Source organism: Hymenobacter sp. (assembly GCF_036387835.1).
Lineage (GTDB): Bacteria > Bacteroidota > Bacteroidia > Cytophagales > Hymenobacteraceae > Hymenobacter.
Genome location: NZ_DASVSY010000040.1, coordinates 133,868 through 154,269, shown reverse-complemented (window position 1 = coordinate 154,269; position 20,402 = coordinate 133,868). Strand labels below are relative to the sequence as shown.

The 20,402-nt window shown below is 54.7% G+C and carries 22 protein-coding genes; 6 read left to right on the top strand and 16 right to left on the bottom strand.

Annotated elements, in window-relative coordinates:
• Window positions 1–241 precede the first annotated feature (241 nt).
• A complete protein-coding gene (locus VF639_RS08275) occupies window positions 242–973 on the top strand; it encodes a hypothetical protein (RefSeq protein ID WP_331145419.1) in 732 nt (243 codons plus the stop codon).
• A gap of 3 nt (window positions 974–976) precedes the next feature.
• Complete coding sequence (locus VF639_RS08270; RefSeq protein ID WP_331145418.1) at window positions 977–1,618, top strand: hypothetical protein; 642 nt, start codon at window positions 977–979, stop codon at window positions 1,616–1,618.
• 76 nt (window positions 1,619–1,694) lie between these two features.
• Here VF639_RS08270 and VF639_RS08265 read toward each other — a convergent pair whose 3' ends face one another.
• From VF639_RS08265 to VF639_RS08245, 5 genes are all read right to left on the bottom strand, one after another.
• Window positions 1,695–2,585, bottom strand: coding sequence for a DUF5694 domain-containing protein (locus VF639_RS08265; RefSeq protein WP_331145417.1), 891 nt, complete (start codon window positions 2,583–2,585; stop codon window positions 1,695–1,697).
• Between the two features lie 156 nt (window positions 2,586–2,741).
• Window positions 2,742–3,422, bottom strand: a complete 681-nt coding sequence (locus VF639_RS08260) for a dihydrofolate reductase family protein (protein WP_331145416.1) — start codon at window positions 3,420–3,422, stop codon at window positions 2,742–2,744.
• Window positions 3,423–3,499: 77 nt separating this feature from the next.
• Window positions 3,500–4,099, bottom strand: coding sequence for a hypothetical protein (locus VF639_RS08255; protein WP_331145415.1), 600 nt, complete (start codon window positions 4,097–4,099; stop codon window positions 3,500–3,502).
• Between the two features lie 25 nt (window positions 4,100–4,124).
• Window positions 4,125–4,433, bottom strand: coding sequence for a DUF433 domain-containing protein (locus VF639_RS08250; protein ID WP_331145414.1), 309 nt, complete (start codon window positions 4,431–4,433; stop codon window positions 4,125–4,127).
• A 161-nt stretch (window positions 4,434–4,594) separates the two neighbouring features.
• The gene (locus VF639_RS08245) at window positions 4,595–5,575 is read right to left on the bottom strand and encodes a DUF2806 domain-containing protein (RefSeq protein ID WP_331145413.1); all 981 of its coding nucleotides are present in this window, start codon (window positions 5,573–5,575) and stop codon (window positions 4,595–4,597) included.
• A 359-nt stretch (window positions 5,576–5,934) separates the two neighbouring features.
• Here VF639_RS08245 and VF639_RS08240 point away from each other — a divergent pair, with 359 nt between their 5' ends.
• Window positions 5,935–6,288: a type II toxin-antitoxin system HicB family antitoxin gene (locus VF639_RS08240; RefSeq protein ID WP_331145412.1), complete on the top strand. Its 354-nt coding sequence runs from the start codon at window positions 5,935–5,937 to the stop codon at window positions 6,286–6,288.
• 236 nt (window positions 6,289–6,524) lie between these two features.
• Here VF639_RS08240 and VF639_RS08235 read toward each other — a convergent pair whose 3' ends face one another.
• The 4 genes from VF639_RS08235 to VF639_RS08220 all read right to left on the bottom strand — a co-directional run bounded on the left by VF639_RS08235 (window position 6,525) and on the right by VF639_RS08220 (window position 10,495).
• On the bottom strand, window positions 6,525–6,815 hold the full coding sequence (locus tag VF639_RS08235) for a hypothetical protein (RefSeq protein ID WP_331145411.1): 291 nt from the start codon (window positions 6,813–6,815) through the stop codon (window positions 6,525–6,527).
• Window positions 6,816–6,939: 124 nt separating this feature from the next.
• A complete protein-coding gene (locus tag VF639_RS08230; protein ID WP_331145410.1) occupies window positions 6,940–9,321 on the bottom strand; it encodes a ribonucleoside-diphosphate reductase subunit alpha in 2,382 nt (793 codons plus the stop codon).
• Between the two features lie 393 nt (window positions 9,322–9,714).
• Complete coding sequence (locus tag VF639_RS08225; RefSeq protein ID WP_331145409.1) at window positions 9,715–9,897, bottom strand: hypothetical protein; 183 nt, start codon at window positions 9,895–9,897, stop codon at window positions 9,715–9,717.
• A gap of 217 nt (window positions 9,898–10,114) precedes the next feature.
• Entirely contained in the window at window positions 10,115–10,495 is a 381-nt protein-coding gene (locus VF639_RS08220; protein ID WP_331145408.1) for a hypothetical protein, read from the bottom strand.
• Window positions 10,496–10,827: 332 nt separating this feature from the next.
• On the opposite strand from VF639_RS08220, the gene VF639_RS08215 reads away from it, so the two are divergent.
• Entirely contained in the window at window positions 10,828–13,194 is a 2,367-nt protein-coding gene (locus tag VF639_RS08215) for a response regulator (protein ID WP_331145407.1), read from the top strand.
• Between the two features lie 7 nt (window positions 13,195–13,201).
• On the opposite strand, the gene VF639_RS08210 is transcribed toward VF639_RS08215, so the two are convergent.
• The 3 genes from VF639_RS08210 to VF639_RS08200 all read right to left on the bottom strand — a co-directional run bounded on the left by VF639_RS08210 (window position 13,202) and on the right by VF639_RS08200 (window position 15,478).
• Window positions 13,202–13,981 (bottom strand): LytR/AlgR family response regulator transcription factor, encoded by a 780-nt coding sequence (locus tag VF639_RS08210; protein ID WP_331145406.1) that lies wholly within the window; start codon window positions 13,979–13,981, stop codon window positions 13,202–13,204.
• A gap of 233 nt (window positions 13,982–14,214) precedes the next feature.
• A complete protein-coding gene (locus VF639_RS08205) occupies window positions 14,215–14,499 on the bottom strand; it encodes a hypothetical protein (protein ID WP_331145405.1) in 285 nt (94 codons plus the stop codon).
• Window positions 14,500–14,518: 19 nt separating this feature from the next.
• Window positions 14,519–15,478 (bottom strand): ribonucleoside-diphosphate reductase small subunit, encoded by a 960-nt coding sequence (locus tag VF639_RS08200; protein ID WP_331145404.1) that lies wholly within the window; start codon window positions 15,476–15,478, stop codon window positions 14,519–14,521.
• Between the two features lie 471 nt (window positions 15,479–15,949).
• On the opposite strand from VF639_RS08200, the gene rplU reads away from it, so the two are divergent.
• Both rplU and rpmA read left to right on the top strand, forming a co-directional pair.
• Window positions 15,950–16,255, top strand: a complete 306-nt coding sequence (rplU, locus tag VF639_RS08195; RefSeq protein ID WP_331145403.1) for a 50S ribosomal protein L21 — start codon at window positions 15,950–15,952, stop codon at window positions 16,253–16,255.
• Between the two features lie 115 nt (window positions 16,256–16,370).
• Window positions 16,371–16,658, top strand: coding sequence for a 50S ribosomal protein L27 (rpmA, locus tag VF639_RS08190; protein WP_331145402.1), 288 nt, complete (start codon window positions 16,371–16,373; stop codon window positions 16,656–16,658).
• 167 nt (window positions 16,659–16,825) lie between these two features.
• On the opposite strand, the gene VF639_RS08185 is transcribed toward rpmA, so the two are convergent.
• The 4 genes from VF639_RS08185 to hemW all read right to left on the bottom strand — a co-directional run bounded on the left by VF639_RS08185 (window position 16,826) and on the right by hemW (window position 20,357).
• Complete coding sequence (locus VF639_RS08185) at window positions 16,826–17,602, bottom strand: cyclase family protein (protein ID WP_331145401.1); 777 nt, start codon at window positions 17,600–17,602, stop codon at window positions 16,826–16,828.
• A 175-nt stretch (window positions 17,603–17,777) separates the two neighbouring features.
• Window positions 17,778–18,443 (bottom strand): alpha/beta fold hydrolase, encoded by a 666-nt coding sequence (locus VF639_RS08180; RefSeq protein WP_331145400.1) that lies wholly within the window; start codon window positions 18,441–18,443, stop codon window positions 17,778–17,780.
• A 130-nt stretch (window positions 18,444–18,573) separates the two neighbouring features.
• The gene (locus VF639_RS08175; RefSeq protein WP_331145399.1) at window positions 18,574–19,056 is read right to left on the bottom strand and encodes a hypothetical protein; all 483 of its coding nucleotides are present in this window, start codon (window positions 19,054–19,056) and stop codon (window positions 18,574–18,576) included.
• Between the two features lie 149 nt (window positions 19,057–19,205).
• Complete coding sequence (gene hemW / locus VF639_RS08170; protein ID WP_331145398.1) at window positions 19,206–20,357, bottom strand: radical SAM family heme chaperone HemW; 1,152 nt, start codon at window positions 20,355–20,357, stop codon at window positions 19,206–19,208.
• Window positions 20,358–20,402 lie beyond the last annotated feature (45 nt).

The following is a 20,402-nucleotide window of genomic DNA, read 5'->3' as shown; positions in this document are numbered from 1 at the left end:
GGTGGGGCCCGCTCGCTCGCGGCCACCTCCTTGTCGTAAAATAGCAGCCACACTTCAGCTTGCTGATGGGTTGAGAGTTAGATGCTTTTGCGTACGTTGGCTTTTTATAAGTATATACCGTTGATGTATGCCCACTCCGCGTAAGCGCCCGCGCCCTGCTAAAATAAGCAGCCGAGCAGCTATAATTCGGCCCGAATGGGCACCTAGCTCAGATTACCAGCCAATCAGTGACCGAATAAAAATGCTTCGACTGCACCCGTTGCAGGCCTTGCAATCTACCGTTATCAGTTCGCGGGCTCGCTTGGTACAGCAGCAGAAGGCGGTGCTCCCAACCATCGACAAGCAGCTAGAGAAGCTATATGACGCCTTCACCGCCCTCTGGCCCGATCTACATATTCCCTTCTATCTTCATAATCCGGCCGTTGCTAACCGCAAAGTACTGGCTGCGAAGTATTTGATTGGTGATCTTCCGCAGCCGGCGCAGGCAGGCAGTCCCCAGACTGTACCCTTGGTTCTGCCCACCACTAAATGGCTAACTCAGGCACCCGACTGGAGCGCCTGTTTCCGAACCTGCCAGAAAATGATTGGTGCTGAAGCGCCGCGGGGCCTAGGTATCAGTGTGGTACGCGAGAGTGGCAATACCGTAGTGCTTCAGTCCACGGCTGATGCTGCCATCAAGAAAATCAATAATACCTTAGCCAGCGGCAAGCCCATCATTGTGGGCGTCAACATCAAGAAAGGCAGCCCCAACTTCGACAAAACCACCGACCACTTCGTGGTGTTGGTAGAAAGCGGCACCGACTCGAAAGGATTCTACTATCGTTTCTTCGACCCCGGTACCCAACACGCCAGCGCCGGCACCGATCCGAAAAACCGCTTATACTACAACACCCAAACGAAGCTGTTTGTGGGCCACCGGGTAAACGCGCCTACCAAGCACTATACGCTCTCGTGGGTGCGCCCCGTCAAGTAAGGTATGATGAAACTACCCATGACCCTTGTGGCCGCGGCCAGCTTAGCCGCTTGTGGCGGGCCGGAACCTGCCGCCACCGTGCGCGAATCGTCAAAGCCAACGCCGCCGGTGGCTGCCAGCCCTGCTCCGCCAGCGGCCACGTCAGCCCCCAAAGACTGCCCGGCCACCGTGCGGACGTTTTTGCAGTGGTATTATCAAAACCAGGAGCGCCTGGCTACGTATGTGGTGTTGAGCTACCCCCAAAGTGCGGCAGCCGCGTTTGAAGTACCCCCTGGACACGTAAGCAAATCGGGCCGCTACGAGCTGAACGAGCCCGGCCTGGCGCAGTATATCGGGCTGCTCGACAGCACCGGCTTTTTTTCGGCGTCCTTTCTGGCAAACAAGAAGCAGGAGCTAGCGCGCAAAGCTGGCCGCCTAACTTCTTTCCGCCCCGACGATGGACCACCCCCCGGCTTCGACGCCGATCTGCTGTTCTACTCCCAAGAGTTGTACGAGCCCGAAGACCTTGGTAGCCTTCGCCTGAAGCCTGGTGCCGCCGCAGGGCAGTCGGCCGTAGTCGTGTTACCCATCATGGACCGCCGTTGGGAGTTCACCGTTGCGCAGCAAAGCGCCGGGTGCGTTATCACCGCCATAGCGTTCAAGTAGGTTGCGTTGACAGCCAAATAGGCAACGTCCTCGAGAGCAGTAGAGAAGCAGAAGCTACTACAAGGAAGCTGCCGGACTATTTCTGCTTTAGATACGCCGAGGCATCCACCACCTGATAGGCCGGATCGGTGCGAAAAATACCGCCCAGAGAAGCTACGTGGCGGGCCCCGATGATGGTGAGAATCCGGGAGCTGCGGGCAGCCAGCTGCGTGGTCACGATGTTGGAGTAGATTTTCAGGTCGCGGTTGTAGATAACCGAAATGAACTCGGCTCCTACGTAGTGCGGACTGACGAAGGCGGCGTCCACCATGGGGTCGGGTTTCAGGGTGCCGTCGGTTACGCGGGCGGGGGTGCGGTACACCAGCGTGTGCAGTTGTTGAAGCAGCACCGGGCTGTTGGTGAAGCTTAGCAGGCCACCCATAGTCAGGCTGCCACTTTCCCACTTTTGCAGTACCGGCGCGCCGTACGCCCGGTGTTCGGTCGTGGCCTCTTCGTAGAGCTTGATGTTGGTGCCTTCGTGCAGAATGCTCTGCGAAGTGCCGCCCGGCGCATTCACGCAGTAAATGCGCTCCAGCCCCAGACGCTTGCCCAGCACGAAGCCAAGCTGATACGTTTCGGAGCGTCCGCCGGGCATGGTGTTCAAATCGAGCTTGCCCTGCCGGTAGAGAGCGTACAAACTATCGATGCGGGCTTGCCGCTCGGGCAGCTCTTCCACCATAATGGCGTCGGGCTTGAATCGCTGAATTTGATTGCAGACGGCAGCCAATTCAGCTTGGCGCTTGGCCGTCAGCACGTCGGTATTAGGATTGGTGGGCTTGTATACCTGCGCCAGGTGAGGCCCGCCCACCATCATAATGGCAATAGGCGCCAAACTCTTGGTAGTACCAGCAGTGGGTTGGGTTTTGGTGGCGGTGCAGCCAAACAGGCCGACCAGAGCAACCAGGCAGGAAAGTAACAATCGATGCATGTAGAACAGGAGCTACCGTATGGGAAGCGAAGGTAGGAAGGATGAGCTTCGCCTTGGTTGGCACCTGTAATGACGTCTTCAACAGGCTTGCGCGTTGCCTGGCCGGCTTATAATTTTAATGTAGCCAACTTTTATACAGCCAATTACTTGCTGGTGCTAAGCCCCCACCTGATACCGCAGCCACAGAATGCCACCCGGCCGCTGCTCCGCACTTAGCAGCTTGAACTGCACGGGCGGCCCCGGTGCCTCGCCCTGCTCGAAGATGGTAGGAGAGGTGGCCGCCCCATCCACCACCGGGTAGTGCAGCATGCTCAGCTCGTCTACCAATCCGGCCTTAAGCAAGGAGCCGTTCAGGTGCCCGCCACCTTCCAGCAGCAGCGTCTGGATAGGAAACAGCTCCCCGAGCTTGTCGAGCACCAGCGCGAAGTCCAGCTCCTGCGCCCCGCCAAACACGTACGACACGCCCTGCCGCCGCAGATACGCCAGGTACTCGTTACTGACTTGCTCGGTAAGCACGGCCACCACGTGATCCTCGTCGATGTACGCCGATTCCCAGCCGAGCTTGCCGTGCGCATCCACTGCCACCGCAAACGACTCGGCGTTGTGCTCGGCCACGAAATCGGTGCGGGGCAGCGGCTCGGCCACGGGGTGCAGGTCGGGGGTTAGGCCCTCGGTGAAGTCCTTCTCCATGGTCACGCGGCCGCACAGCCAGGCTTGGGCGGCAAAGGTGGCGGCGGTGGTTTCGTACTCCTTGGTGTTGGGCTTCGCGCCCCAGCGGCTAAGAATGATGCGTCCGTCCAAGGAGCTCATCATGTGGCAGATTACGCGAGGTTTCATAGCAGTGGCTTGGTGGAGTCTAGTATGCCCTATACGGACAACTCTCCTTCCGCATAGCTCCAGTAAGCCAATGTATATCAACTCAGACGTAAACCGATCAGAAAAGCGTGTAGTTGGTTGCGGTTGTCTTTTACTTGATCCAAACTCCTGGCATTGTCCACGACGAAGGCTTTCAGCGGCACGCTAGGAGAAGGCGCATGATGGTCTTTAGCCATCTTCTTATTGAAGCGAATAGCCTTTACCGTCCGGATGATGCCCCACGGCATTCCCCACCAGCCCGCAATAATGGAGTGAGACGTCGCGCTTTCGCTGAGCTTGTCGAGGCAGCTTGGGCAGGCAATGGCAAGCTCCTCTTTCCAAGTTGTGACAACGATAAAGCTCGACACCTTGCTCGTAACGGTTGCGTTCAGCGGTTCGGCTACCGAATAACAGATGGGGCACGGTACTGCTCGTATCAAAGCACAGTATTCTTCTATCTCCGCCTCACTGAGCACCCGAAGCTGCGCGGCTATTTCTTTGTGAGCTGCCTCCGCCAAGCCTCGCTCCGCCAGTTCTTCCTGCAAAAGCACCAAGGCCTCCGGCCGCAGCCTAGCCGCATCTTCCGCCGCAAGGCGCATCAGCTTCTCATCAGAGAATTTGCAGTAATTCTCCTTTAACGCGGTTTCTGAATACGCCATTGTTAGTTGTGATTTTAAATACTTCCTAATCTATTGGTGCATCCGGCGACACCAGGCCTTTGGCCTTCAGACGCTCCAAGAATTGCCCTTTCGTCAGCGACTCTCGCGGGGCATGACCGGCAGCAACTTCTGCTTCCGTTAAGCCACTCGTTTCATACACGCGCCCAATCTTCTTGAGCAAGAACGCCGCGTACGCCTGACACGCCCGAAAATCCTCCGCTTCCAGGTCCGAATAATCTGCCAGAATCTTGGCCTCACTCATGTCTGAGGCCAGCAGTTCCAGCACCTGCCACACCGGGTAGCGCAACCCCACACCACCGGCTGCCCGTGGCAAATCTGAAAATCACAAGTAATGCGCGGATGGGCCGCTGAAACAGGAGTTGCCATGTGGCTGAAGATAGGACGGACGGTGCATAATAGCTACCCCAAAAACAAACCTGCCGCTACCGGGGCGGTAGCGGCAGGTAAAGCATGCTAAATGTCAGAGGGCATTCACTACTTGATATCTATTGGAATCAAGCTAAACTGAACCTGAAACCACTCTAAAATCTTAGTTTCATAAATAACATTACTACCAAGATGCAAGACTGAACGTAATTGCTCCCCTGACTCAGTAAAATTTAACATTGTAAGTCGTTTAGGCGTCTGCATTATGCTCTGCTTTGACTGGTCTGCAAGTATAAGTCGGTACGTTTTACCTCCTATATGGAATGGCATTGTAAATAACACTGGTGGAATTTCTCTCCATGCACTAAGGTCATGCTGGATTAATCCAGCATCTTGAAGTGTAGATAGCTGACTATAGGAAAGTCCTAGATCTGATAGTGCATTATTTCCGGCTTGCCCAAATGGGTCTGTAATCAACCCCGCAAAGCCTACTATTTCTTGCGAATAACTTACATCACAAAACCTTTGGAAAATCCGCGCTACATTTTGACTCAGAGTAGATAGTATTTGTATCGTCTGAGGGCTGTAACTTCCTGGTTTACGTATTTCTCCGGCAAGTATTTTAGCTAGAAATAGCTGGACATCTTGATTAGACTTTTGCTCCGCAATACGCGAAAACATAGATAGCCAATCATCATCTATTTCTGAAGTAGAGTCTTGTTTTGGAGGGTCATTCTTCAACTCCTCAATTGTTTGAGCTACTACCTTCTCACGATTAACTTGCTCTTTAAAAAGTTTTTGACCGAAATGGCTTACAGCCCTTTCTACCAACTGGCCGTCTCCCCCAAACTTTTGAGCCGCCGCTTCGGCTGATTTCTTTGTTACGAAAGCTAGGCCTTGAGCTTCCATTCTAATTTGCTGAGCCTTTGATTCAAGATACGCTACTGGAACATCCACCGCACCTGCAATTAGGTCTCCAATTGCTTTCCACAAGCTTTTTTTGATTGCAGGAGGAAGCGTGATTCCATCTACATAATCAACTAAATCAGCGACACCTTCAGGTATTAGTCCACCATCATTTAGATCCACGTGAGTATTGCTTTTTATTTGTAAAAATCATTTATGAAAATAGCCTTTTAAATAGGGTGATATCACTCTGTTTAAAAGGCTATTAGAATTTCAACTGCTTCCCTTTTCCTTACGACCCGCAAGCTTCGCAGACGTCCGGGTTATCCAGAGAGCAAGCCATATCCAAGGCGTTCTGAGCCGATACGTTCAGGGGCTCCAGGGTCTTGGCGGCTTGCTTCTGCACCGTGCAGAGGAGCTTGAAGATAAGCCAAGTAGTCCGGCTTGGCAAGCAACCGTAGAACAGAAAGCCACCCGCTGGTTGTTACAGGTGTAGCTTTCTGGCTAACTTTACTCAGGTTCGTTCCCACACTACTACGCTCATGGCTTCTCTCTCGACTGATATAAAAGGTAACGTCACGAAGGTGCAGGTGGAAGTGATGCTGGTGCTCGATGAGGACAGTGGCCAGTACGTAGCCTACTGTCCGGTCCTGGAACTCTCCTCCTACGGCGACACCGAAGCGGAAGCCCAGCAGGCTTTTGAGGAAGCCCTTAGTTTCTTCGCCACCGATACCGCCCGGCGCGGCACCCTCGACCAGTTATTGCTGGCTCTGGGGTGGCGCCTCACCAAGAAGCCAGCCACCATCTACGAGCCGCCTCGCTTCCCCATGGAGCTTCTCAACCAGCCCGCCCGTACCCGCCGCATGATCACCAAAGAAGTGTTGCTGCCGGCTTAGTCCGTTCAGCTTCCAATAAAAATCCCCCTTTGCTAGCAAAGGGGGATTTTTATTGGTCTTTTTCCTTTTTCGGGCTGCGGCACGGGCGGCTTTGAGGTTAAGAGTTCTGCTTCAGCTTGGTGCCAGGAGGAACCTTGCCAGTTTTCACTAAAAACGCCAGGAACTGCTCACGCGTGAGCGGACCGGCTACGTGCCGACGCTCGGCGTCTTCTACTAGCTCACCTCGGCTAGTGTAATCACTTGGTCGGCTCGATGTATTGCCTGATGACGACTTCTCTAATTCGGCCATAGCTTGGGAGGTTTACAGATTCAACAACTGCTTCGTTTTCCGTGAGCGTAAATGTTACAGTCACAAATTTACGATACTTGGTGTAACCGGTGATTTCGTATTCGCCAGCCTCACCAAGATACAACCAAGTCAGGGGAGATAATTCCAAAAGTTCCTCTATCTCATCCAACTCAATGCTGACGCTCTGCGCCCAATGCAGATTTACTTTAGCAAAATTGATTTTGTAGTTACCAAACATATCGTTAGAACCAGTTAGCAAAAAGCCACCCCAAGTGGAGTGGCTTTTTATTGAGGTACATACTTCTAGGCCTAGAACCTGTAGCTTATAGACCTGTTAGCAATGGCCTGCAACTTTATTTCTCCTACGACCCGCAGGCCTCGCAGGCGTCGGGGTTATCGAGGGAGCAGGCCATGTCGGAGGCGTTCTGGGCCGATACGTTCAGCGGCTCCAGGGTCTCGGCGGCTTGCTTCTGCACCGTGAATTTGATGGCGTCGGCGGCGGCTTTGGTGCGCAGGTAGTACATGCCGGTTTTCAGGCCCTTCTTCCAGCTGTGGAAGTGCATGCTGGTGAGCTTGCCGAAGTTCACGTTCAGCACGTGCAGGTTCAGGCTCTGGCTCTGGCAGATGTACGCGCCCCGGTCGGCCGACATATCAATAATGCGGCGCTGTGAAATCTCCCACACCGTCTTGTACAGGTCCTTGATATGCTGCGGAATCCGGTCGATGTTCTGCACCGAGCCGTTGGCGGCAATGATTTCGTTTTTCATCTGCTCGTTCCAGATGCCGAGCTTGATGAGGTCCTTCAGCAAGTGCTTGTTCACCACCATGAACTCGCCGCTGAGCACGCGCCGCACATAAATGTTGGAGGTGTAAGGCTCAAACGACTCGTTGTTGCCGAGAATCTGGGCGGTGCTGGCCGTGGGCATAGGAGCCACCAGCAGCGAGTTGCGGACGCCGTGCTTCACCACCTCGGTGCGCAGGCTTTCCCAATCCCACCGGCCCGAGTCCGGCGTTACGCCCCAGAGGTCGAACTGGAACTTGCCCTTGCTGAGCGGCGAGCCCTCGAACGTTTCGTAAGCCCCGTCCTTGATGGCCAGGTCCTTGGAAGCCGTCATGGCTGCGAAGTAGATGGTCTCGAAGATGTCTTTGTTGAGGCCCGTGGCTTCGTCGCTCTCGAAGGGCATCCGTAGCGCAATAAACGTATCGGCCAGGCCCTGAATACCCAACCCAATGGGGCGGTGGCGGCGGTTGCTGCGCTCGGCTTCCACTACGGGGTAGTAGTTGATGTCGATTACCTTGTTCAGGTTCAGCGTGGCGTGGTAGGTTACCTCGTACAGCTTCTGGTGGTCGAAGGTCAGGTTGCCTTTCTCGTCCGGTCTAACGTAGCGGGGCAGCGCCAGCGAGGCCAGGTTACAAACCGCAATTTCGTTTTCGTCGGTGTACTCTAAGATTTCAGTGCAAAGGTTGCTGGACTTGATAGTACCCAGGTTTTGCTGATTGCTTTTGCTGTTGGCGGCGTCTTTGAAGAGCAGGTACGGCGTGCCGGTTTCGGTCTGGCTTTCCAGAATGGCGAACCACAGCTCCTGCGCCTTGATGGTTTTGCGGCCCTTGCCTTCGCGCTCATACTTCTGGTAGAGGCGCTCGAACTCCTCGCCGTGCGTGGTGTCGAGGCCGGGGCACTCGTGGGGGCACATCAGGGTCCAGTCGCCGTTGGCTTCCACGCGCTTCATAAACAAGTCGGGCGTCCAGAGGGCGAAGAACAGGTCGCGGGCGCGCATCTCTTCCTTGCCGTGGTTTTTCTTGAGGTCCAGGAAGTCGATGATGTCGGCGTGCCAGGGCTCCAGGTAGATAGCGAAGGCCCCTTTGCGCTTGCCGCCGCCCTGGTCCACGTAGCGGGCCGTGTCGTTGAACACCTTCAGCATCGGCACCAGGCCGTTGGACGTGCCGTTGGTGCCCTTGATGTAAGAGCCCGTAGCCCGCACGTTGTGCACAGCCAGGCCAATTCCACCGGCACTCTGCGAAATCAGGGCGCAGTTCTTCAGCGTGTCGTAAATACCCTCGATGGAGTCGTCCTTCATCGTGAGCAGGAAGCACGAGCTAAGCTGCGGCTTCGGGGTGCCCGCGTTGAAGAGCGTGGGCGTGGCGTGCGTAAACCACCGCTCACTCATCAGCTCATACGTAGCAATAGCGGCGTCGACATCTTCTTTGTGAATACCAATGGCCACGCGCATCAGCATGTGCTGCGGGCGCTCCACCACTTTGCCATCGAGGCGGAGCAAGTAGCTGCGCTCCAACGTCTTAAAGCCAAAGTAGTCGTAGTTGTAGTCCCGGTCGTAAATAATAGCCGAGTCCAGGGTGGCAGCGTGCTTGTGAATGGTTTCCCACACGTCTTTGGCCAGCAAGGAGGCGTTTTCGCCGGTCTTGGGGTCTTGGTAAGTGTAGAGCCGCTTCATGGTGCTGCTAAACGACTTCGCCGTCACCTTGTGCAGGTTGCTCACCGCAATCCGGGCCGCCAGAATGGCGTAGTCGGGGTGCTTGGTGGTGAGTGAAGCGGCGGTTTCGGCCGCTAAGTTGTCGAGCTCCACGGTCGTGACGCCGTCATAAATCCCGTCGATGACCTTCTTGGCCACCTCAATTGGGGAGACGTACATCATGTTGAGCCCGTAGCAGAGCTTCTCAATGCGCGCCGTGACTTTGTCGAATTTCACGGATTCGCGGCGGCCGTCGCGTTTTAGTACCAGCATAGACGTTGCGGTTGATGGGTTGGTGTATGGATTTGCCCGCACCAAAAGGAGCAGGCAAAGGGGGGTCAGAAAAGGGTTCCGGACGCCAGCACGCAGTCCGCATGCGCCGGTTGATAAGCGGAATATATCCTCTTACAATGGCTAGGACAAACCTTGAGTTTAGAAGTTTTCCACATAACCGTAAAACGGTGCCATTCAGGCCGTTTTGTGAAGGTAAGTATTGCTATATAAATTAGTAAATGAGTGAAAATTCAGGTTGGCAGATTGAGCGGGAAATCGTATTGTCGGAGAACATGGCAATTGAAAACCGCCTGTCGTCCTGAAGTAGCGCAGGATAACAGGCGGTTCTGATAGTGGTGTTTTCACGCTTTCGTAATCAATGGCCGCAGCTCATTACCTCTTTCGCCCCCGATACCACCACAGCCCCCCGACTACCAGGGCCGCGCTGGCCACTAACGCCACGGTTGTGGTGCCGCGGCCGTAGTTAACGCACGAGCAATCAGTGAATAGCGGTTGGCCGTTCCAACGAAAACGACGACGGCAAGCAAAGCAAGGCGACACGAAAGCAGGTTCCATAAGGCTGAGGATAAGAGGAAGGAGGAAATCAGTACTTAATACCGAGGTTTTGCTTTTGGTAACCGTTGAGGCTGGCAGATCATGCGTATCATTTAGCTGGTAGGGGCGAAGCACGGGAGACGACAACGAAAAAGCCACCCCAATGCGGGGTGGCTTCTCTCAGGATATAATAGTTCACTATATATAGATCATATAAAAACTATATATAGAATAAATATTACTTCAAGCCGTCGCTGTTCTGGCGGAGCACGTCGCGGGCAATAGCCAGATTGGTGTCGCGGGTGTTCACCACCAGGTAGATGAACTTCTTGCCATCGGGCGTTAGGTTGATGAGGTGCAGCTGATTAGTCAGCGTAATCAGGATATCGTCAATTATTTCGCCCTGGAGTTTGAGTGCGGCCATTGCCTTTTGCTTTTGCTTTACTACTTCAGTATTGTAAGCGGCAGCCGTCTCGGGGTTCAGGCTAGGGTTGTTGGAGTGCGAAGCCAGTGCCATGCCCGACTGCACGTCCACGATGGCTACGGCCACCAGGCTAGGGAGTGCGTTGATGATTTCTTGTACAGCCTGACCGGCAACGGTAGAGGTAGAGTAAGCCATGATGGAAATGAAGTAAAAAGTTTAAAAAGAGGTAGTTAAGAGTAGTAACGTGCTTCAGTAAAGGTGCCAAGGAATCGAATTATTCTGTTGAGCCTGCCTTGCTGCGCCGTTGATGATACAATGTTAAAGCGGCGCTGACGGAGCACTCAGGTTTTTTGTTGGATTGCCCGATTTTTGATGTGACACGTCGTATTTTTACAGTGACTCGTTTTTGTACAAAGCATTTTTCTTTTGGAGAGCGAACCGTTTGGTTTCTTTGTACACATTATGAAAAGTGGAACCGTGCCTAAGCCACTTCAAACTAGCATGACTCCCGCTCTTACAATCCCTGCATGCCGCACAACCCCGCCTGCCCTCACGCCGCCTCCGACGCCACGCGCATTGCGGAGCTAGAGCGGGCCCTGCGCGAAGCCAACGAGCGGGCCGCTGCCGCTGAGCGCACATTGGCTGGCTTATTGGAGCCGGCCGGCCCCGGAATGTTACTGGTCGAGCCAGGAGGCAGTATCGAGCGAATCAACGAGGCCATGTGCCAACTGTTAGGTAGCCCCGAGTTGCCCGCCTATTGGATCAGTAAACCGGCCGACACGCTGTTTGCCTGCCTGTTGCGGTTGGCCGTAGAGCCCGCCCGGTGCGCCATCCAACTCATAGAGCAGCGCGCCGCCCAACAACCCGTGATGGGCGAGCGAATAGCGCTACGCGATGGTCGGGTGCTCGCGCAAGATTACGTGCTGCTAGCAACGGCCAGCGGAACGGCTCGCTCCGAGCTATTCACTTATCGGCTGGTATCGGCGCCAGCTGCGGCCGTTGCCCCCAACGAGTTTCAGCCCCATCAGCTACTCTCTTACCTGCCTGCGGCGGTGGTTTTGCATGATATGCAGGGTGTGTTACTGGCTTGCAATCAGAGCTTTGCGCAGCTGCTGCACTTGCCAGCTACGCAACTAGTTGGCCGGCAGTTTAGCGAGCTGATGCCTAGCGCCGACCACGCCCAAGCCTGGCCCTTATACTTGACGCAGTTTGATTCGAGCCACCAAACTATCACCGGAGAGCTGCCAGTACTGCCTCTCGATGGGCAGCCCCGGCAATTGCTCTACCGTGCCCGTCGCGTCAACCCGCCCGAGGCAACTGCCTACGTGCTGCTTTGCGCCTTTGATATTACCGAGCGGGTGCAGGCCGAAGCAGAGCTTAAACGCAGCAAAGAAAAAGCCGAAGCCTCGGCGCTGGCCAAAGAAGCGTTTCTAGCCAATCTTAGTCACGAAATCCGGACGCCTATGAACGGCGTCTTGGGCATGGCGCGGCAACTCACCAAAACGCAGCTCGACCAAGGCCAGCGGGAACTGCTGCGCATCATCCAAACTTCAGGAGAACATCTGCTGTCAGTGCTCAACGAGGTGCTGGACATGACCAAGATCAGCTCGGCCCGGCTAGAGCTAGAGCAGATGTCGTTTGACCTGCGGGGGTCGGTAGAAGAAGCCTTGCGGCCCTTAGCCGTGCAGGCGGCCGAAAAAAGCGTGTCTTTCCACGTTGCCTTGCTGCTGCAGTCGGAGCCGCTGCCGCGGGTAATGGGCGACGCCTACCGCCTCAACCAGATCTTAATCAACTTAGTATCCAATGCTATAAAGTTCACTTCCGCAAATGGCAGCGTTTCAATAGGGGGCTATCTGATCAGTCAAACCGAAACCCACCTCACGGCCGGATTCCGCGTCACCGATACCGGCATCGGTATTCCGGCCGATAAAATCGACTACATATTCGAGGACTTTGTGCAGGCCAGTGCCGATACGGCGCGGCGCTTTGGCGGCACCGGCCTCGGGCTCGGTATTGCCCGCGCGCTGGTCGAGCAGATGGGAGGCATCATTGTAGTGGAAAGCCAGCTAAGTAGCGGTAGTACGTTTCAGTTCAGCATCACCCTGCCGCTAGCCGAAGGCGTCGAAGTCACTCCCCGCCTGGTGCTGACGGATACCGGTGCGCTGTACAGCCGCCGGGTGCTTGTGGTGGAAGACAACGGCATAAACCGGGAGGTGGTGCGCTTGCTGCTGCAAGGTTGGGGCGCCCTGGTCGACGAAGCCGAGAATGGCCCCGCCGCGCTGGCCTTGCACGCCCAACACCGCTACGACGCCGTGCTCATGGACATTCAAATGCCGGGTATGAGCGGGGTGGAGGCTACCACGCACATGCGCCTGCACCCCGACCTGACCCGTGCGCAGGTGCCCGTACTGGCCCTCACCGCCAACGCCTTCCGCGCCGACCTGGACCGCTACCTCGAAGCGGGCATCAATGATTGCCTAACCAAGCCGTTCAAGGAAGAAGAGTTCTACCGTAAGCTGGTAGCATTAGTCCACGCCCCGGAGGCGCCGCTCTACAACCTAGAGCAGGTGCACGAATTAGCCGATGGTGAAAACAGCTTTGTGGAACGGTTGGTCCGCTCGTTTTTGCTGCACATACCGCCCATCTTGCAGCAGATTCACGTGGCCGCTGCGGCCGGGCAGTGGGCGCAGGTGGCGAAGCTCGTGCACCACATCAAGCCTAACCTTATCCAGTTTGGGGTAGCCGGTATAGCACAGCCGTTGCAGTTGCTGATGGATCAGCCCCGCACGGGAGTTAAAGCCAGTAAGGTTCGGGCGGCCGCCGTGCAGCAACTGGTGCAGCAGATAGAGCGGGTGCTTGAGGTGCTGCCCTCGGAGTTGCCCGCTACCTCGTAGTGGGTGGCTAGAGCGCCCGCAGGCGTTGCGCCAGCTCTTCCTGGTAGGGCCTACTCACGGGTATCTCGTGCTGCCCAAGCTTGAGCATGTTGTCTTCTAGGGATTCCACGCGGTGCAGGTTCACAATGTAGGATCGATGCACGCGCACAAAGTGCCGGAATGGCAACCGGTCCTCTATGCTTTTGAGCGTGCCGCCCACCACGTGCTTTTGCTTGTCGGTAACCAGCACCACGTAGGTTGATAAGGCTTCAATGAAAAGCACGGCTTCGAAATTGATGCGCAGTAGTTTGCCGTTGGTTTTCACAAACAAGTCGGTGCCACTGGCCGAAATATCGTTGGGGCCGCTAGCGTCAGGCTCCGCCGCCGACGGTGCGCGCAACGGTGCGGGGACGGGGGCAGGCACGCGCTGATACTGCTCCGTAACGTGGGTTATGGCCTGGCAAAACCGCGCATAGCTCACCGGCTTCACCAGATAATCAATTACCCGTAGCTCGAAAGCATCCACCGCAAAGCTGGCATGAGTTGTCACCAGAATTACGGCGGGCTTAGGAGAGGGCAGCAGCCGCACCAGCTCCAGGCCGCTAATATGTGGCATCTCGATGTCGAGCAGCAGCAAATCAACTTGGCCACCGGCATGAAAGTAACTTAGCGCTTCCACTGCGTCGGGAAATGAAGCCGCGAGTGTGAGCTGGTCGTGGCGCTGCACGGCACGCTCCAGCGTAATGCGGTTGATTTCGTTGTCGTCGATGATGACGCAAGCGAGTGAAACTGCAACGGTGGGATTCATGGCAGAGGGTTGAGCTTGCGGATTGGGTGGTTCAAATTACCAGAAATGGTTTCTTTGAAAGGAGTAGCCTCAAATCTAACAAAGTGAGTTAGATCAAACCGTACATTGGTCAAACGGCAACTTCCTGTTTCCAACGTATGCAAGGAAGTATACTAGTAAGCTTAATCAACAAAAAGCCCCTGACTCCAGTCAGGGGCTTTTTGTTGATCTAAGTCTGTTAAGGAAATTTACTTCTAAGAGTAAGCAAAATGGTTTCCGAGGACTTGAGCGCTCTTGTCGCTAAGCCATGGGTACTTCTGCTGTACAGCGGCCTTGACTCTGTCAACAGCCGCTTCCAGGGTTTCAGCTGACCAATCTACTGGTAAGTTCACTGCAAAGTCGTATGCCTGATTTACCAAGAGGAAAGTTGGAAACCCGTATGCTTCTTTAACGGCCACTTTGTCTTGGTCGAACCAGAAGCCTAAGCCACCGCTAATGGCGGTATCGGCTTTTTCTGCTTCCGTAGAGCAATTAGCCATTCTAATTGGCTGGCAGACTTTAGAAATCTTCGTCCAGCGAGAAGGCGTTTTCGGTCCGCTCGCTCATTACGCCCGCTTTCTGATACTCGGCTACGCGCTTCTCGAAGAAGTTGGTTTTGCCTTGCAGCGAAATCATTTCCATGAAGTCGAAGGGGTTGGTGGCGTTGTAGATCTTGCTGTAACCCAACGATTCCAGCAACCGGTCGGCCACAAACTCGATATACTGCGACATGCTGTTGGCATTCATGCCAATTAGGTTTACAGGCAGCGCATCGGTCACAAACTCCTGCTCGATGGTCACGGCGTCGCGGATGATGCTGTGCACACGCTCCTCGGGCAGCTTGTTTTGGAGGTAGCTGTAGAGCAGGCAGGCGAAGTCGCAGTGCAAGCCTTCGTCGCGGCTGATGAGCTCGTTGGAGAAGGTGAGGCCGGGCATCAAGCCGCGCTTCTTCAGCCAGAAGATCGAGCAGAACGAGCCAGAGAAGAAAATGCCTTCTACCGCAGCAAAGGCAATGATGCGCTCGGCAAAGTCTTCGGAGTTGATCCACGTCAGGGCCCACTCGCCTTTCTTCTTCACGCACGGCACGGTTTCCAGCGCGTTGAAGAGGCGGTCTTTCTCCTGTACGTTTTTGACGTAGGTATCAATTAGCAGCGAGTAGGTTTCGCTGTGAATGTTTTCCATCATGATCTGGAAGCCGTAGAAGCAGCGCGCCTCGGGCATCTGCACTTCCTGCATGAAGTTGACGGCCAGGTTCTCGTTCACGATGCCATCGGAGGCTGCGAAAAACGCCAGCACGTGGCTGATGAAGTGACGCTCGTTGTCGTTGAGGTTGTCCCAGTCTTTCTGGTCCTGACTTAAATCAATTTCCTCGGCCGTCCAGAACGAGGCTTCGGCTTTCTTGTACATCTGCCACACGTCGTTGTTCTGGATGGGAAAAAGGACGAAGCGGTTGGGATTCTCAATGAGCAGAGGTTCCATAGTGGGAAGGCAAAAGGTGAAGGACTTCTGTTAAAAAGCAGGCTATCGTTCGGATAAGCTTTCTGCTAACCCAAGGACAAACCAGATTGTTCAGGCCCTCCTAGGCTTAGGGCCGAAGGGTTGATGCACCAAATATAAACCCGACTTACCGGAAGGTTGCCCCTTGAAAATCATTTTTTCTCTGTTAATTTTTCTGCATGTGCCTGAAGCAGTGCTAACAGTGAAGCCATGAAAAAGCCCTCTTAAAACCTCGAATAAGCCATTTTTCAATAATGTTATCCACATTCTGTTTGTGGATAATTGGAGTTGTCCACAAAACGTGTATATGTGCGTCCAAAACAGGGCTGTCTTATCCACATTTCCAGCTTATAAAAAGTTGGGACAATGAGGTTTAATGAGTTATAGCTTGGAATTGTAGAAGGATACTTCTACTTTTGCCTTCCATTTTTCAGAAACCCCGCGAAGACGCCGATGTACGCAATTGTCAATATAGCCGGTAAGCAGACCAAGGTCGAAGCCAATAAATTTGTATATGCCCACCGCCTGGCTGGCAATGTTGGCGATACCGTAGAATTGGGCAAAGCCCTCCTCACCGACGATAACGGAACCCTGAACATTGGCTCGCCCCTGCTGGACGTAGCCGTGACAGGTACCATTCTAGCCCACGTAAAAGGCGACAAAGTTCTTGTCTTCAAGAAGAAGCGTCGTAAGGGCTACCGTAAGCTGAACGGTCACCGTCAGCAATTCACCAAAGTACTAATCAACAGCATCGGCTAGTTTATTGAGCTTTAAGCTGCAAGCCTCAAGCTGCAAGCTTATTACTCGATAACTGCTGAGCTTATTTTACCAGACAGCTTGCAGCTTGTAGCTGACAGCTTAAAGCTCAAACAAAATGGCACACAAGAAAGGCGTAGGTAGCTCCAACAACGGTCGTGAATCGCATTCCAAGCGTCTCGGCGTGAAAATTTTCGGTGGCCAGGCCATCATTGCTGGCAACATCATCGTGCGTCAGCGTGGCACCAAGCACCACCCCGGTCAGAACGTAGGTATCGGCAAAGACCACACCTTGTTCGCTATGATCGATGGTACGGTACAGTTCCGCAAGGGCCGTCAGGACCGTTCGTTCGTGACGGTAGTACCGAGCACGGTAGCCGCCACTGAGGCTACGGTTGTAGCCTAGCCTGCAGTAAGCAAGAATAGCAAGGGGCCATCCACACGGATGGCCCTTTTTGCGTTAAGCTACTTTGAATGCGTCGCGACGTTTCATTCCGCCACGCATTGTTGCGTTTTACCAGCTCTGTCCAATGTCTGGCGAAGAAGAACTTCGCGTTATAGCTGCCAAGCAGTTCAGGAGGTAAGGTGTAACTGGTAGAGCACCGGCTTACTTGGGCTAGCATCCAGCTCTAGGCTTGTGACTTGCAGATTAAGCAAGAACAAGCCGTCCTCTAGCTCATCGGGTACGAAAACCAGTTCGGTGATAGTGGCCTGTTCGCGCGTAGCGTGGGGGTACTGCCAGAACGCGTGGTGGGCCATTAGGGCGCCGCCATCTTCCTCCCGATCTACACTTGGCAAATCGAGAAGCAGATGGTCGATGTGAGCGGCGGCTAGGTACTGAGCTAACGAGGGTTCCAGGTAGGTGGGGTTGGTGCCGGAGTACTGACGGGCACGTTTGGCCTTGTGGTTAGGTAAAGTGCGTAGTATTATAGCCTCCGGTTTAACCGAAGCATCCGGGCCACCTTCTAGTTCGCGCTGCACGTCGGCCAGCAGCACCACTTGGTCACCGTTGGGTTGGGGGCGGGGCTGCACCGATACCAAGCGGGCTACGAACAGGAAGCGGCGGAGGCAGCGGTTTAAAGTTGCTGCCGGATTGGGCGAGATATGGCCGTAGCATTCGGTGTGGGTGCCGTTGCCGTGGGGTGTGAGATGCACCCGTTTGTAATTCGTGCTGCCGCCCTCAGCGACACTCCCGACAAAGCCGCCCACCCGAATAACATCAAACTGCACCGGCTCGGCCCAGAAGCAGTTCACCTGATTTAAACCCGGTGCTAGCGGCAGGGAGATGTCAAGCGGTGCAGTCGGGTTAAAGGAAAAAACGCGGCCTTGATGCGGGTAAGTAGCAAGCATTGCGGTGATAAATGAGGAGACAGGAAAGCAAGTGTGTCCACTAAAGCTCCGGTGTGCTGGTGTCAAAGCATTAGGTGACTTTGTCTGAGAGTAAGCTTGTGGCCTCTTAGCACTGCACGGGTACTAAGTAAGTCAGGCCAAGCAGTTCAAAGAAGTCTACAAATCACTGCTGAGCTTACCCAATAACTTCTTCACTTTTCGCTTCCGCGGCAAGCTTATTCAGAATCTTGCTGACTTCGGGCGCGTGGCTGAAAACCATGAAGTGGCCGCCGCCCCGGATAAGGTAGTCGACAGGAGTGGGTCCCGGCGGGAAAACCCGGTCGGCGGTGCCTAAAATCTGGATGCTGCGGCCGACGTTGGTGCTGTCCCAGTGCAAAAGCCGGTGGATGGCCCACCGGGTATAGACCGGTTCCATGTCGCGCAGAATCCGCTTGAACATACGGTACTCCTCGCCATTTCGCACGCCGAAGTACACTTGCCCCGCTCGCGGAAACAGCTTCAGCAATTGCGGCGGGACTAGCCGGTACACGCCCGTTGCCCGAATCAGGCGCAGCAGCGGGGGCATGCAGCTCGCGTCCGGAACGCTAGAAACCAACACAGTCCGCAGCCTTGGGCGTATGCGGTTGATTTCCAGCCCAACTACCCCACCAAACGAAACACCCACCAGCAGGCCCGTTTGCTTGAGCGGAATAGCAGCGGCCATGCGAGCGGCGTAAGCAGGCAAAGACTCATCCGGCTCCGGCGTAAGCCAGAACAGAATCTGCGTCTCATCCTGCAGCAAAGGCCTCAGATTCTGAAAAACCCGCTCGTCAGCTCCCAAGCCCGGAATGAGGTAGATCATTACATGAATTATGAATTATGAATTATGAATTATGAATTATGAATTATGAATTATGAATTATGAATTATGAATTATGAATTATGAATTCATTCTTTACAAGCCACTCTGCCAATTCTTAATTTTTAACCTTTCACGGTTCCACTCGCAAAAAGACGCCTTCTAGGTAGAAGATGTTGTGTGGAGCGCCGGGCTCATACTCATCCTCTTTATCGGCTTCCATACCAATCATGAACGTCTCGTCGGGTTCGTCTTCTTCGCCTTCAAATGGACCGTCGGCAGGGTAGGTGCACGAGAGCTTGAGGGCCACGTTGGGCAGCACGACGGGTGGTTTTTCTTCGGTAGTGTATTCCAGTAAACAAGGCCATTCGGTAACGGTAGCCAAGGCCTCGGCTACTTCTTCCTGCAAAGCCGCGGCACGCGTGTCCGATAGGCGCAGAATCAGGTCGAGGCTTTGAAATTGCAGGCCTAGGTGAAAGAAGTGCAGCTCCTGGTCGAAAAATGTGGTAGCCCAGATAGTCACGTCATCGGAGTTGTCGAACACGATGGCGGTTATCTGAACTTGCTCGATGAAAAAGTCGGTGTCATCGGCCAGAGCATCAATCAGTCTTCTCATATAAGAAATTTCACAGATTTAAACACAGATGCCGCATATTCCGGCGTCGGTGAACAGGTGGTGCGGGCTTTAGGGTAGCACCTTCTGCCGGGCAGTGTGCGCAGGACGGGCAAAGGAATTTAACGGATTTAAACCAGCAGCATCTACTTTTAATCACTGAAATCTGTGATTTGAAACAGCTCTAAGGTTATCTGATCGGCTAGCAGCTTGCCTTTGTCGGTGAGTGTCAGCACTTCATCGGCACTAAGAGTGGCCCAGCCGTTGAGCTGCAGATAAGTTAAATAATCGGCTCGGTGACCTAATAAGTCCACGCCCAGGTTGGTGGATAGATGCCGTAAATCGGTGCCTTGAGATGTACGCAGGCTGGTCATTAGGTACTCGTTGGCCCGGTCGGTGGGGGAAAGAAGCTCGATAGTGGCAGGTACTTCAGCGCGTTCGAGCACCGACGCAACATACTTGGGGTTGTTGGCGAGGGTGTGTTGGCGGCTAACCCCATCAAACGAATGGGCGCTTGGCCCCAACCCCAGATAAGGCACGCCGCGCCAATACGCCGAGTTATGGCGCGACTCCCGGCCGGGCTGGCAGAAGTTGCTGATTTCGTATTGTTCGTAGCCGTGGCTTGTAATTTCGGTGAGCAGCATCTCGAACTGCCGAGCCACAAACTCGTCGGGTGGGGGGCGGAACGCGCCTTTTTTAAGCTGCCGGCCGAACACCGTATCTGGCTCCACGGTAAGGGCATAGCACGAGAGGTGCGGCACTTGCAGCGCGAAGGCCTGCGCCAGGTCTTGCTCCCAGAGACTGTGGTCGGGGGCGGGCACGCCATAAATCAGATCCACCGAAATATTCTCGAAGCCTGCCTCCTGCGCCAGTTGTACGGCCGCCGTCGATTCGGTGGCCGAATGGGCCCGGTTCATCAGTTGCAGATGCGGCTCGTGGAAGCTTTGGAGCCCGATGCTGAGCCGGTTGATAGGCGAGGCCGCCAGCTCGCGCACCTTTGCGGCCGTCAAGTCGTCGGGGTTGGCTTCCAGCGTTATTTCCGCATCCGGAGCTACCCGAAAGTGGCGGTGAATGGCAGTGAAAATCTGGTCTAGCTCAGCGGCTGTCAGCAACGACGGGGTGCCCCCGCCGAAGTAGATGGTTTCCAGCGTGAAGTGCGGGCCTAAGTAGTCGGCGCGGAGGGCTAGCTCCTGCGTCAGGGCCTCCACCAAGCGGCTTTTCAACGCCATTGAGGTGCTGAAGTGAAAGTCGCAGTAGTGGCAGGCCTGCTTGCAGAAGGGAATATGAAGGTAAAGGCCGGGCAATTAGGTAAAAAGGAAAGAAGGGAACAGGTGACAGAGAAGGGCCGG